This window comes from Chryseobacterium sp. NG-CE01 (genome assembly GCF_055695505.1).
Window position 1 is genome coordinate 76,358 of sequence record NZ_CM146369.1, and the last position, 12,632, is coordinate 88,989.

Genomic DNA, 12,632 nt, shown 5'->3' on the forward strand with positions numbered 1-12,632 from the left:
ATTATATTATCTTCAACAATATTCCAACATAAGAATCATGAAATTCTTTTGCCGATAAAAAAAACGGGCAATGCCCGTTCTATCAAAATTAAAAAAATCATTTTTCTGTTATGCCAGAACAGCATTACTTCTTCTGGGAGCTTTATCACAAAGAAGGTCTGCGATACTCCTGGAAATCAGGTTTTCCTCGGTAAGATTATCCAGCCAGAAAAATTCTCCCGCTGCATTAATTTCAATAAAATAATATTCGTCTTCCGGAGAAACAATAATATCGATGGCTCCGTAATCTACATGATAGACATCAAGAAGCTCCAGTAATTTTATTTCAATATCAGAGGGAAGTTCTGTTGGAACCCATTTGTCAATAAGGTTGACCCCATCTTTTCTCCAGTCTATTTTTGCGGCATCCGACTGTTGGGAATCAATTTCAAAAGCAAAAATATCTCTTCCTACAACAGTTACCCGAAGCTCTTTTTTCTTTTCAATCTTTTTCTGAAACTGCATCGGGCAGTATAAAAGGGTATCCAGCTCATCCAATTTGTCTTCATTAACGACGTTGGTAAACACCACACTTTCTACCCCATCTTCATAAATGGCGAAACCGGTCTGCATTTTTGCTACGACGTTCCGGTGTTTTACGATAAACTGTTTTGCTTCTTCGGGATTATTGGTAATGCAGGTCTCAGGGATTTTAAGGCCTATTTTATCTGCAATTTTCAATTGCTCTTCTTTACTGTCAAGCCTTCTGTAAACACTAGGTTTTCCCAGCGAATAAACATCAACTGATTCTAAAAAGCCAAACAGGGTATTTCTGATTTCTCCCATTGCTGCGCCGTAGAATTTTCCATCGATTTCCTCTCTCAGACCCTGACCTATATTGTAAGCCCTTCTGTACCAGATTGCTGCAATATCATCAAGACGGTGCTTTTTTTCAGGTGTTTCAAGAATGGTGGTCCATTTTCCATCCTGAAAAGTGGAAGATAATTTGTTGGTTAAAGGATATTCGTCTACATTAAAGCGGATAACTTCACATCCGTTTTTATCAATATATTCGGTTACTTTTTCGACTGAAAAGTTATCTGCGGTATGGGTAATTATTAAAATTTTATTCATTGGTTTTCATTCTTTTTATAAGATTATCGGCAATTCTCTGTGCGATGGGAAAGTTGAGATCTTTCTGCAGCATTCCCCATTCTCCCTGCGGATTTACTTCCAGAAAGTAATATTTCCCGTCTTTTCCTCGGATCATGTCTATGGCTCCTATATAAAGACCCATTTCTTTCATCATTGCAGTAAGGCCTTCCTGTATTTTTTCGGGAAGATGATATGCGGACCAGAAGTAATTTCCGTGTGCAATTCTCCAGTCGGCATTTTCACTGTTATTGATTTTACCGGTAAAAAATTCTCCGTCAAGATAAACAATCCTCAATTCATATTCTTTGTCAATGTATGGCTGAAAGATCATCGGGCAATATTCGATATCGGCAATACCCTCAATGGAATCTTCATCAATAATCTGGGTTGAAAGGAAATTTTCTCCGCCCATTGATTTTGAAATGACACCGTGAAGCTTTGCAACCATTTTTCCGTTGCAATGGCTGCGGAAAAATGCTGTAATAGTGTATGCATCGTTAGAAAACAAGGTTTCAGGCACCGTCAAACCGTTTTTTTCAGCAAGGTTAAGCTGAAGCATTTTATTGCCGTCTATTTTGTTTTCAATTTCGAAAGGATTAATCCACGGAACATGCTCAAGTGCTGTGAAAAGGTTGTATCTCAGGGTTGAATATTCTTTAAGAAAAATATTTTTGTAGGCCTCATCCAGCTCTTCAGGAATATCAATCTGCCAGGATTTTCTGTGCCATACCGCTGTAATATCTTCCGATTTTACGGTATTTCCGGACTCGTCTGTGAGTTCAAATGAGTTCTGACAAATGCTGATCTTCTGACGGTAGTTCAGCTTATCGGAATTCAGCCTGAAATAAGGAATATTTTTTTCCTTAAGGTATTCGAAAAAGATGTCAATATTGTAAAAATCCCGGGAATGTGTAATGCAAAGAATCATTTGCCTGTTTTTATTAAAAAAGGAAACTTAGAATGTAAGTTTCCTTTTGATATGATTTTGTTAATATATCTTTTATCAACAATTCACTTATACAGTCGGAACATCATCGTCACCATCTGACGGATATTTCATTGTATGAGCCATGTCATAGATCGGCTTAGTTACAGTATCAGCTTCTTTTGTGGTAATTACACCGTCTTGTGTAGCGATGGTAACATCACCTCCACCTTTGATTTTTTCAGGATCCTGAAGTTGTTTTTCAAGGAAAGAAGCGAAAAAAGGTTTCTTTTTCGAATTTTTGTTTTTCATAATAATTTAATTTAGAGTTTTAATTTGTCGGTTTCTTTAGTTTTTAAACTGCTGTTGCATCTTCGTCACCGTCTGAAGGATACTTCATGGTTACGTGATCGCCTCCGGGTTTTGTAACATTATCCAAAGTGGTTGAAGTACCGCTGTCCTTCAATACTCCTGTTGTATTATCAAGTAATACAGAAGTTACAGTACCACCTTTTATTGTTTCCGGGTCCTGGATTTGCTTTTCAAGGAATGAAGCGAAGAATGGCTTTTTTGATTTTTTACTTTCCATCGTATTAATATTTAATGATTTAGAATGGCTCTAAAGTATTAAAAAAAAATCACCTAAGGAAGAATAAAATAATTTTTAAGAAAATTTTAACAAATAAAGACAAATATCAAAATTATTTTAATTAATATGTAAAAATTCTTTGACAACATTAGCAAAATCCACGGGATTTTCTGCCTGAACCCAATGTCCTGCATTTTTTACTGTTACAAATTCAGCTTTTGGAAACTGCTGTCTGATCGAAAAATGATCCTGAGGAAGGATATAGTTCGATTTTTCTCCGGCAATGAATAAGGTTCTGCCTTCAAAGACGCCGAATTTTATGGCATTCGACACAAATTCGTTATATTTTTCGGATAAAGTTTTCAGATTAAACCTCCAGCCCAGCTTTTTATTATCGTCCCAGTACAAATTTTTTGTCAGGAACTGAATGGTAGATTTTTCAGGAATATATTGGCTGAGTACTGCTTCCACGTCATTTCTTGAAGAAACCGTATTAAAATCAACCGTTTCCAATGCTTTAATAATTCCCTGATGGTGCGGAGGATACGCTTTTGGTGATATATCAACTACAATGAGGCTTTCCACTTTTTCCGGGAATTTTATGGCAAACTGCATTACTGCTTTTCCACCCAGCGAATGTCCCAAAATATGAGCTTTATCGATCCCGTAATGTTCCATATACCTCAAAATATCTTCTGCGAGATCATCATGAGACATATCTTCCGAATGAAAGCTTCTTCCGTGGTTCCGAAGATCAATAAGATGTACGGGCAGAAATTCACCCATATCTTTTCCGAAAGTACCCCAGTTATCAAGCATTCCGAATAATCCGTGGAACACCAGAAGTGGTGTTGACGAAAGGTCTTCGCCGAATATTTTTGAATTTAAAATTTCCATAATTTTTTATTTTTAAGGACAAAAAGCATTAAGATGCTAAGATTTAAACAACAGTATATAAAACTGCCGGCCTCGTCCTGCTCCTTCAAATTCTTATTTTACCATTTTGCCAGTCTCTTCAGATAAGCCTGAACCGTATTTTCCAACCCCATATATAAAGCTTCGGAAATTAACGCATGACCAATAGAAACTTCCAGTAAATTAGGGATATTGTCTGCAAAATATTTAAGATTATCCAAGCTCAGATCGTGCCCGGCATTCAGTCCAAGACCAAAATCTGCCGCTACCATTGCCGTATCGTAATAGGGTTTCAAGGCTAATTCTTTATTTACCGTATAGTTTTTTGCATATGCTTCCGTATAGAGTTCAATTCTGTCAGTTCCTGTTTTTGCAGCATATTCTATCATTTCCGGATTAGGATCTAAAAAAATTGAGGTGCGGATTCCTGCATTTTTAAACTCAGCAATGATTTCCGTAAGAAAATCAAGATGTTTTTTGGTATCCCAGCCTGCATTGGAAGTGATGGCGTCATCAGCATCAGGAACCAGAGTCACCTGTTCGGGTTTCACCTCTAAAACCATATCGATAAAGGGCCTGTGCGGATTTCCTTCGATATTGAATTCTGTTGTTACAATCGGTTTAAGGTCATAAACATCTTTTCGGGTGATATGTCTCTCGTCCGGCCTTGGGTGAATGGTAATTCCCTGCCCTCCATATTCCTGAATTTTTATTGCAGCCTCTGTTACGCTTGGCGTTTCGCCTCCTCTTGCGTTTCTTATGGTTGCAATTTTATTAATGTTTACGCTTAGTTTTGTCATTTTTACTGATAAGTTTTTGAAGTACAGTTCTGAAGGCTAAGGCAATTAGCAGGAATCAAATAAAGACGCAGCTTGCCAGGAATAGTACCGTCAGACCTGTGATGGTTTTACAGATACAAAGCTATTGATAAAATCCAGATTTCAGAAATGAAAAGACTAAAATTCTCTCACAGAAAGCATCTGTAATAACAATTTCATCGTTATTGTTTTGAAAGATTAAATTTTTACCTGCATCACTTCCAGATCAAATTCTTTTGAAGCAACCAGAAGGTGGTCAAAGATATCAGACTGTATTTCCTCAAACCGTACCCACTCGGTATCGTTGGTAAAGGCATAAATCTCCAGAGGAAGACCCTGCGGCGTACTGTTTAGCTGACGGACCATAATCGGACCTTCTTTATCAAGCTCAGGAATGCGTTCTATATATTTTTGGGCATAATACCTGAAAACTCCGATATTGGTAAGCTGCTTGCCGTTGATGATCTCTTCTTTGTGCGCCATATTTTCTTTTTCTTTTTTCAGCTCTAGCGATCTCTGCTCGAGATAATCAGAAATAAGATTAATACTTTTAAGACGTTCGATATCTTCTTCCGAAAGGAATTTAAATGAGTTGATATTAAAGAAAATAGATTTCTTGATTCTTCGGGCATTGGTTTCGGAAATGACCTGCAGGTTTTTGATTTCCGTAGTCAGCAAATCGTAGGTGGGAATGGTGGAAAATGTCCTGTCGAAATTATTGATTCTTGTTGTCAACAGATTTATTTCAGCAATATTTCCCTCTACATTATATTTCGGAATGCTTACCCAGTCTCCTACTTTAAGGTTTTTAGAGGTTGCTACATGGAGCCCGGTAACAAATCCTAAAATCGTATCCCTGAAAACCAGAACCAGAACAGCAGTAATCGCTCCCAAACTACCGACAATGGTTGTTCCTTTGATCCCGAAAATCACGCAGATCCCAAGTACCGAAAAGATGAAAATCCCAAGAATCTTCACCGTTTCAGAAATAGCATTAAGTGCCATGATTTTGTAAAAATCCTGCTTGATGACGAAATAATTCCTGAAAGCCGTCAGACCTCTGTACAGCATTCCGGCAAAGATCATTACCAGACCCAGATTTACACATCGGACGATGAATATGGTCGTATTCTTTAAAGCTCCGTAGAATATAGATTCGTGAATACTTCCGATAATAAGGAGCGCAAAAAGATGAGCAATGGAATTGGTGATTTTTGATTCGTAGATAGAGTTCACCACCGGATATTTCTCCTTATTCCGGAAAATCCGGAAAACGCTGTTGATTACAATTTTAAAAATGAAATCAAAAACCAGGAAAATAGCAATAAGCAAAAGAATCTTGAAAATAATATGAAATACAAACTCAAAACCGGATGGGGAAATACGGCTGATATATCGGTAAAGAGGCTCACTCAGCCCCTGTATAAGATCTTTTGTTTCTTCTAATTGGTCGTTCATTACAGCAAATTTAGGAAAATAAGTATGATTTTTAACATAATATATTGCATCAATTTTTATCCCAAAACAAATTTTCAGTCTGGATTTAATGTAAGTTTTTTTGATTTTTTTTAAAATTAAGACCTGCCCCAAACCCCCTACAGTAAATGAAAAATTCAACAAAAATACAGAATATGAATAAATTATTTTAAAAATAATCAATATTCTATGATTTATTATTCAATTTATTTTTACATTTGATATAAACTAAATAAATCAAAACCTGATACATATGAGAAAACACTACTTCTTTATTTTACTGTGTGTATTCACACTTTTAGCTAACTGTTCCGGAGGAGAAGATGCTCCGATAATTACCGAAAATACAAATACGGCCGTAAAAACCGGGAAGATTACCGGTAAAGTAATGTCACAAAACGGGAGCAAACCTATCGGCGGAGCTTCTGTTTTTACTTTTGATGACAAGTATAAAATCTATCATACCACTTCTGATTCCGGAGGTAATTTTACACTTGACGCTCCGGCCGGAAACCGTACTATCTACATCCAGACCGGTAACGGCACCAATTTCCGTACTGAAATTTCTGCAATGGTAAAAGACAATGAAACAGTTGCGCTTGACGCGAGCCAGACAAAACTTAACCAGGTTGCAAAAATCGCGTACGTAAAAGGAACGTATGATAAGATAGAAGACATCATTCAGACTTTAGGATATACGGCTACCGAGATCAACAATAATGATCTTGCCAATATGAACACAATCGCACAGTACGATATCATATTCCTCAACTGCGGCTCCAGAAACAGCTACTATACCAACCCTGCACTTTACGCTGCCATTGATGCCAATTTAGCCATCTTTGTTGCCAACGGAGGAAGCATCTATGCTTCAGACTGGGATGTAGCTTATTTAGTAGGCGGAACCACCAACACCAACAACTGCTCATTGCCGGGAGGATTTGTACCTGACTCAAAACTGTGTTCTAAAAATATCGGAAATTCAGGCAACGTAAGTGCCACGGTAAACAATGCCGGACTTGCATCTGCTTTAGGATTTAACAACCTCAACATTGACTATGATTTGGGAACATGGCAAAAAATAATCAACTACGATCCTGCTTACTGGGAAGTTTTGGTTAAAGAGTCTTCTACCAATGACGCTTTAATGATCAGAACCAATCATTTTGCAGCAACGGGAATTCCTGTTACTCCTATCGGAAACGCTCCCAATACAACGTTTGTAACGGTTTGCGTTACGCTTCCGGGAAATATCCAGATCAGCCTTTCTGTTCCTCAGGCGGTAGTTCCTTACCTCGTTGCATTAGGTGCAACGGTAGGGCCTTGTTCGGGATCTTCCAACAGTGGCTATATCTATTATACGACTTTCCACAATCACGCTTCCGGAAATATCGGTAATGCCGGTGTCATTCTACAGTATGTAATTTTAAACCTTTAATAAAAACTTCATCTTAAACATGGAAGTGGCTTTTCTGAAGCCACTTTTTTTATTATCTTTTCATGAAATTAAAAAAATGGACACAGCCTTAATTGATATTCTCTGCCTCATCCTTTTGTTTTTAGGAATTTTAGGAACTTTTTTACCAATTTTACCCGGTTTGCTTCTAAGCATCTGCGGACTTCTGATCTATAAATTCGGCACTGATGCAGATCTTAGCATGATTTACATCTGGGCATTTGTAGTTCTTACGATTGTTTCCGTGGTTCTTAATTACGTCATTCCTGCAAAGACGAACCAGAGATACGGAGGAACACGCTGGGGAAGCATCGGCTCAATAATAGGGACCTTTGTAGGCATCTTTTTACCGATTCCTTTAGGATTTTTAGTGGGAATGTTTGCAGGCGTTTTTATAGGAGAACTCCTGCATGACAGCAAAGACATGAACAAGGCTCTGAGATCCACGAAAGGAGCTTTCATAGGTTTCATCTACGGAACAGGATTCAGCTTCGTAGTCGGTGTGGCAATGTTTTTGGTGGTAGTACTGGATATGCTTGCTATTATATAAAAAGAATCAAATGTTATACAAAGCCATTATATTAAGTGCAGGATTATTATTAATCAACTGCAAAACACAAAAAGGAGCGCAGGTTCCGCCAAAAGATAACGTGGAAACTTCAGGAAATCTTACAAAAGGCACCACCGCTGGATCTGTAATCTACTTCCATGAAGGAGAAAACAGATTTCTGGACGAATACCAGATGAATGTAACATTCAAAGGCATCTCGGAAGACAGCCGTTGCCCGAAGGATGTCAACTGTATCTGGGCCGGAGTTGCCGTAGCCCAAGTGGAAGTCATGGGAACTACAACAAGACCGATGACTTTATCTCTTGCAAGTTTGGACAATAAGGGAAGAAATTATCATCAATCGGCTGATTTCAACGGATACACCATCACCTTAACGGAAGTAAATCCGTATCCTGAATCAGCAGAAGGATCAAAAGGTCTTAAAGGAAAATATAAAATCGGTATCACGATTAAAAAAAACGATAATACTTCTACCATGAAATAGGTTTTTTCCCTTTTGATATCAGATATTCATTAATTTTTGAAAAAGGTTTGCTTCCGAAAAAACCCCTGTGAACAGAAAATGGTGACGGATGCGCAGACTTTAATATAAAATGCTTAGCCGGATCAATGAGTTCGGCTTTTTTTTGTGCAAAAGCACCCCACAATACAAATACTACGTTTTCTTTTTTATCAGAAATTTCTTTGATAATAAAATCCGTGAATTTTTCCCAGCCCAGATCTTTATGAGAATTCGGAGAGTGGGCGCGTACGGTTAACGTCGCATTTAAAAGCAGAACTCCCTGTTTTCCCCAGTCATCCAGCTCTTTTGAAGTTCGTTCTACACCGATATCATTTTTAAGCTCTATAAAAATATTCTTCAGTGAAGGAGGTGCAGAAACCTGCTCGGAAACTGAAAAACAAAGTCCGTTTGCCTGATAATCATTATGATAAGGATCCTGACCAATAATCACAACCTCTACCTCATCAAAAGGAGTTATTTCAAGCGCCCTGAATATCTGGCTTTTAGGAGGAAAAACTTTTGTTGTTGCGTATTCCTGTCTTACTTTTTCCCAAAGATTGGTAAAATATTCAGTGTTTTTTATCGGGGCTAATATTTCTGTCCAGGTCATATTCTAAATAATTTGTCGAATGATTTTATTCTATTGACTTTCCAAAGCTGATTTATAAGATCAAGTATTGCCAGCTTAGAACCTTCTGCCGTTCCTGATCAGGAAATACTCTATAAAAATTCAGCTGGTATTATTTTCAAATATAAAAATATATCACGACATCCCGAAATGCGGTTCTGCATCATATGTATAAACTAATTATTTCTGGTATTATGAGCAAGAAATTACCCCTGACTTTCATCATCATTTACCTTCCTGCTATTTACATGATTTATTTTTTCTGATACGTTTAAGCAAATAAACGGCCGAAAAATCACAATTACCGTTCAGGCTTTAACAATTTTCAACTTAAGTATTGGTTTCGATGAAAATTACACAATCAAACATATATTAAAGATTTATATCATATTCAAAAATTATCATAAAATTAACATAAACTCTACCTTTATATCATAAAACAAAGGAATATTACATAACATAATTAATAAATATTTGTCGATATGAAAACTTTAAGAATTTTCTTGAATGCTACAGCGCTATGCGGAACATTATTTTTTTATCAAAATGCAGAAGCTCAAAAAATAAATCAGAAGACAACAGTAATTGCCGTTAACGGAACTTCACCTTTACACGACTGGGAAATGAATTCTTCAGCAGCTTATTTTACAGGAACTGTCAGCGGAAACAGTATATCCAACGCCACTTTTACCATGCCAGTGAAAAACCTGAAAAGTAAAAAAGGCAGCACCATGGATAACAAAGCCTACGAAGCCTTAAAATCTTCACAATATCCTACCATCAGCTTTTCGGCAGCTTCCATCAATTTCGGCAAAAGTAATGTAAGCGGAAAACTGACTATTGCAGGAGTTTCCAGAAATGTATCTTTTCCCGTAAGCGTTGCTAAAAATGAAAACACTTACACCATTTATGGAACCGAAACCTTAAAACTTTCAGATTTCGGAATGAGCAGACCCGGATTCATGGGCATCAAAACGGGAGATGAAGTTACCATCAAAGTAAATATTATGGCACAATAAACTACAATCAACATTAAAAAAATAAAACGTTATGAAAACTATTTATATAAAAGCAGCTTTATTAGGAACCATTTTACTTGCCGGTGCCGCACAGGCACAGCAGTTTCCTCTAGACAACCTTAAACCGAGAGACCAGAGAGGCATTAATATTTTTGAAAACCCTAAAGATTCCGTAACAACCTTTGAAAAACTTAAAGTAAGAATCGGCGGAGCATTCGCCCTCCAGTTCCAGGGTCTGAAACATGAAAGCGGCGCCGACCAGACCGTACCGGCAACCCAGCTTTACGACATCGGAAACAACTTTAACCTCGCTACAGCCAACCTTGATATTGATGTGGCTTTATATGATGGTATCAATTTACATTTAAGAACCTTTTTAAGCTCCCGCCACCATAATGAGACCTACGTAAAAGGAGGCTACATTCAGATTGATAAGCTTGATTTCATCAAAAAAGACTTTCTGAGCGACTTTATGAAATATTCAACCATAAAATTCGGTCATGACGAAATTAATTACGGGGATGTGCACTTCAGAAGAAGCGACAACGCCTACACTACCCAAAACCCGTTTGTAGGAAATTACCTGATGGATGCTTATGCAACAATGGTTTTTGCTGAATATTACTACCGCAGAGACGGCTTTATCGGAATGGGAGGTATTACCAACGGAAGACTCAACCAGAATGCCAACGGCGGAACAAGTCCTTCATTGTATGCTAAAATAGGTTATGACAAACAACTGAACAGCGATCTGAGAGTACGTCTTACCGGTTCTGTTTACAACACTGCCAATACCCAAAGACTCGACTTCTATGATGGTGACAGAGCAGGATCACGATATTACTATGTGATGGAAAATGCAGCTGCCACTTCTTCTGCCAACTTCAGATCAGGACAGGTAGTTCCGGACTTTAAAAACAAAGTTACCTCCATTATGATCAACCCGTTTGTAAGATACAAAGGTCTTGAATTCTTCGGAACTTTTGAAAATGCATCCGGCAGAAATACTGCAGAAATCGACCGCAGAACCTGGAACCAGTATGCTGCAGAACTTCTCTACCGATTCGGAAATAACGATAATCTGTATGTAGGAGGAAGATACAATCTTGTAAAAGGCGAGCTTGCCACCGGAAACAAAGTAGATGTTACCCGTTACAATATTGGCGGAGGATGGTTCATGACCAAAAACATCCTCACCAAAGTGGAATATGTGAATCAGAAATATGACGGCTACCCTACTTCAAGCATTCTGTATGACGGCAAATTCAACGGATTTGTTCTGGAAGCTGCAATTTCTTTCTAAATGTTAATGTAAGAAAAGGCTCAAATTGAGCCTTTTCAAAATACCACCTGAATTATGAAAGCTTTTTTAACTGTTGTTCCGCTCTTATTCGGAATATTCATGAGTGCTCAGGACAACTATATCCAGATCAGCGGAAGCACCAATATCAATACTTTTAAATGCACCAACAATACATTCAGAACACCAGGAGGAAATTTTACGATCAGCGAAAGAAACCTCCCGAACATCGCATTAAAAGTTGATGATTTTGACTGCCGTAACAAAATGATGACCTCCGATTTTCAGAAAACCCTTTCCGCAGAAGATCATCCTTATCTCAATATCAGATTTCTTTCTTTAGACAAGAATAAAGCTGTATACAATGCACAGATCGAAGTAAAGATGATCAACAGGAGCAAAATATATAATATTACGCTCTGCCTTGAAAACGGAAAGCTTACCGGAAAAAGAAGCGTGAAATTCAGTGATTTTAATATTTTGCCACCGACAAAAATGGGCGGAATGATTGTAGTAAAGGATGATCTTAATCTCGTTTTTGCGCTGGCAGCAAATACTCAGTAAAAAATCCCGTTTAGTTCATAAGGAAATGTTTAGAGATTGATGAAAGTCTGCAGTATAAAATTACTGCAGACTTTTTTAATTTTAAATATCAGCTATTTACTGTTCTTCCGACTGAATACAAGATTATCAGGAAAACCTTCATCTTTTTTATCCTCTTCCCAAATAAAACCGTGACGCTGAAGAAGCTTTTTAGAATCATCATTCATTCTGTGTGTCATGGCAACGATTTCATCCAAAATTAAATTCGTAAAAGCAAAATCCACAACAGTTTTTAAGGCTTCGGACATCATTCCTTTACCGTGATAATCCGGCAGCAGTTCATAACCGACCTCCGCTGTTTTGCGGTCTTCCGAAAAATTATAGAGACAGATCGTCCCGATAAGATTCGGCTGATCTTTTAAAGAAATCCCCCAATAGAATGTCTGATTATTCTTCGTTCTTTCTTTAATCATGAGAATAAACTGCAGCGCATCATAGTTGTTTTTCGGAGAATCCCTTTTAATAAAACGGTTGATCACCTCGTTGCTTCTGATCTTTAAAATATCTTCGGTATGGTGCTCGTTGATCTCTTTTAACTGTAATCGTTCAGTGGCTAGTTTCATGTTTTAAATTTAATAATTAAACTGGTAACATTTAAACAGTCTCAAAAGATTTAGTCATCAGAATCTCAGGAATGTAAACTTTAAAAATGGTAATTTACCTGATAAGAAATCAAAGATTTACAAAAACTAATGT

The 12,632-nt window shown here is 37.4% G+C and carries 15 protein-coding genes; 6 read left to right on the forward strand and 9 right to left on the reverse strand.

The window, feature by feature from the left end; genetic code table 11:
* Positions 1 to 108: 108 nt before the first annotated feature.
* From ACYT6F_RS00405 to ACYT6F_RS00435, 7 genes are all read right to left on the reverse strand, one after another.
* The gene (locus ACYT6F_RS00405; RefSeq protein WP_472599374.1) at positions 109 to 1,113 is read right to left on the reverse strand and encodes an MvdC/MvdD family ATP grasp protein; all 1,005 of its coding nucleotides are present in this window, start codon (positions 1,111 to 1,113) and stop codon (positions 109 to 111) included.
* A complete protein-coding gene (locus tag ACYT6F_RS00410; RefSeq protein WP_472599375.1) occupies positions 1,106 to 2,062 on the reverse strand; it encodes an MvdC/MvdD family ATP grasp protein in 957 nt (318 codons plus the stop codon). The genes ACYT6F_RS00405 and ACYT6F_RS00410 overlap by 8 nt, the downstream gene beginning before the upstream one ends.
* 87 nt (positions 2,063 to 2,149) lie before the next feature.
* The gene (locus ACYT6F_RS00415; RefSeq protein WP_169229609.1) at positions 2,150 to 2,371 is read right to left on the reverse strand and encodes a microviridin/marinostatin family tricyclic proteinase inhibitor; all 222 of its coding nucleotides are present in this window, start codon (positions 2,369 to 2,371) and stop codon (positions 2,150 to 2,152) included.
* A 43-nt stretch (positions 2,372 to 2,414) separates the two neighbouring features.
* A complete protein-coding gene (locus tag ACYT6F_RS00420; protein ID WP_472599376.1) occupies positions 2,415 to 2,648 on the reverse strand; it encodes a microviridin/marinostatin family tricyclic proteinase inhibitor in 234 nt (77 codons plus the stop codon).
* Positions 2,649 to 2,765: 117 nt separating this feature from the next.
* The gene (locus tag ACYT6F_RS00425) at positions 2,766 to 3,545 is read right to left on the reverse strand and encodes an alpha/beta fold hydrolase (RefSeq protein ID WP_472599377.1); all 780 of its coding nucleotides are present in this window, start codon (positions 3,543 to 3,545) and stop codon (positions 2,766 to 2,768) included.
* A 98-nt stretch (positions 3,546 to 3,643) separates the two neighbouring features.
* Positions 3,644 to 4,363, reverse strand: a complete 720-nt coding sequence (locus ACYT6F_RS00430) for a pyridoxine 5'-phosphate synthase (RefSeq protein ID WP_472599378.1) — start codon at positions 4,361 to 4,363, stop codon at positions 3,644 to 3,646.
* 216 nt (positions 4,364 to 4,579) lie between these two features.
* Entirely contained in the window at positions 4,580 to 5,839 is a 1,260-nt protein-coding gene (locus tag ACYT6F_RS00435) for a mechanosensitive ion channel family protein (protein ID WP_472599379.1), read from the reverse strand.
* A gap of 271 nt (positions 5,840 to 6,110) precedes the next feature.
* Between ACYT6F_RS00435 and ACYT6F_RS00440 the strand changes: the two genes are divergently transcribed.
* The 3 genes from ACYT6F_RS00440 to ACYT6F_RS00450 all read left to right on the forward strand — a co-directional run bounded on the left by ACYT6F_RS00440 (position 6,111) and on the right by ACYT6F_RS00450 (position 8,368).
* Entirely contained in the window at positions 6,111 to 7,295 is a 1,185-nt protein-coding gene (locus ACYT6F_RS00440) for a peptidase associated/transthyretin-like domain-containing protein (protein ID WP_472599380.1), read from the forward strand.
* A 76-nt stretch (positions 7,296 to 7,371) separates the two neighbouring features.
* Complete coding sequence (locus tag ACYT6F_RS00445; protein WP_472599381.1) at positions 7,372 to 7,863, forward strand: DUF456 domain-containing protein; 492 nt, start codon at positions 7,372 to 7,374, stop codon at positions 7,861 to 7,863.
* 10 nt (positions 7,864 to 7,873) lie between these two features.
* Positions 7,874 to 8,368, forward strand: coding sequence for a hypothetical protein (locus tag ACYT6F_RS00450; RefSeq protein WP_472599382.1), 495 nt, complete (start codon positions 7,874 to 7,876; stop codon positions 8,366 to 8,368).
* Here the strand turns inward: ACYT6F_RS00450 and ACYT6F_RS00455 are convergent.
* On the reverse strand, positions 8,355 to 8,996 hold the full coding sequence (locus ACYT6F_RS00455) for a uracil-DNA glycosylase (RefSeq protein ID WP_472599383.1): 642 nt from the start codon (positions 8,994 to 8,996) through the stop codon (positions 8,355 to 8,357). The genes ACYT6F_RS00450 and ACYT6F_RS00455 overlap by 14 nt on opposite strands.
* 500 nt (positions 8,997 to 9,496) lie before the next feature.
* Between ACYT6F_RS00455 and ACYT6F_RS00460 the strand changes: the two genes are divergently transcribed.
* The 3 genes from ACYT6F_RS00460 to ACYT6F_RS00470 are packed head-to-tail and all read left to right on the forward strand — an operon-like array spanning position 9,497 to position 11,897.
* Positions 9,497 to 10,033, forward strand: a complete 537-nt coding sequence (locus ACYT6F_RS00460; RefSeq protein WP_472599384.1) for a YceI family protein — start codon at positions 9,497 to 9,499, stop codon at positions 10,031 to 10,033.
* A gap of 31 nt (positions 10,034 to 10,064) precedes the next feature.
* Entirely contained in the window at positions 10,065 to 11,336 is a 1,272-nt protein-coding gene (locus ACYT6F_RS00465; RefSeq protein WP_472599385.1) for a hypothetical protein, read from the forward strand.
* A gap of 54 nt (positions 11,337 to 11,390) precedes the next feature.
* Positions 11,391 to 11,897 carry a hypothetical protein gene (locus ACYT6F_RS00470; RefSeq protein WP_472599386.1) on the forward strand — a complete coding sequence of 169 codons (507 nt, stop codon included), beginning with the start codon at positions 11,391 to 11,393 and terminating at the stop codon, positions 11,895 to 11,897.
* A 92-nt stretch (positions 11,898 to 11,989) separates the two neighbouring features.
* On the opposite strand, the gene ACYT6F_RS00475 is transcribed toward ACYT6F_RS00470, so the two are convergent.
* Positions 11,990 to 12,499, reverse strand: coding sequence for a GNAT family N-acetyltransferase (locus ACYT6F_RS00475; RefSeq protein WP_472599387.1), 510 nt, complete (start codon positions 12,497 to 12,499; stop codon positions 11,990 to 11,992).
* Between the last annotated feature and the right edge of the window lie 133 nt (positions 12,500 to 12,632).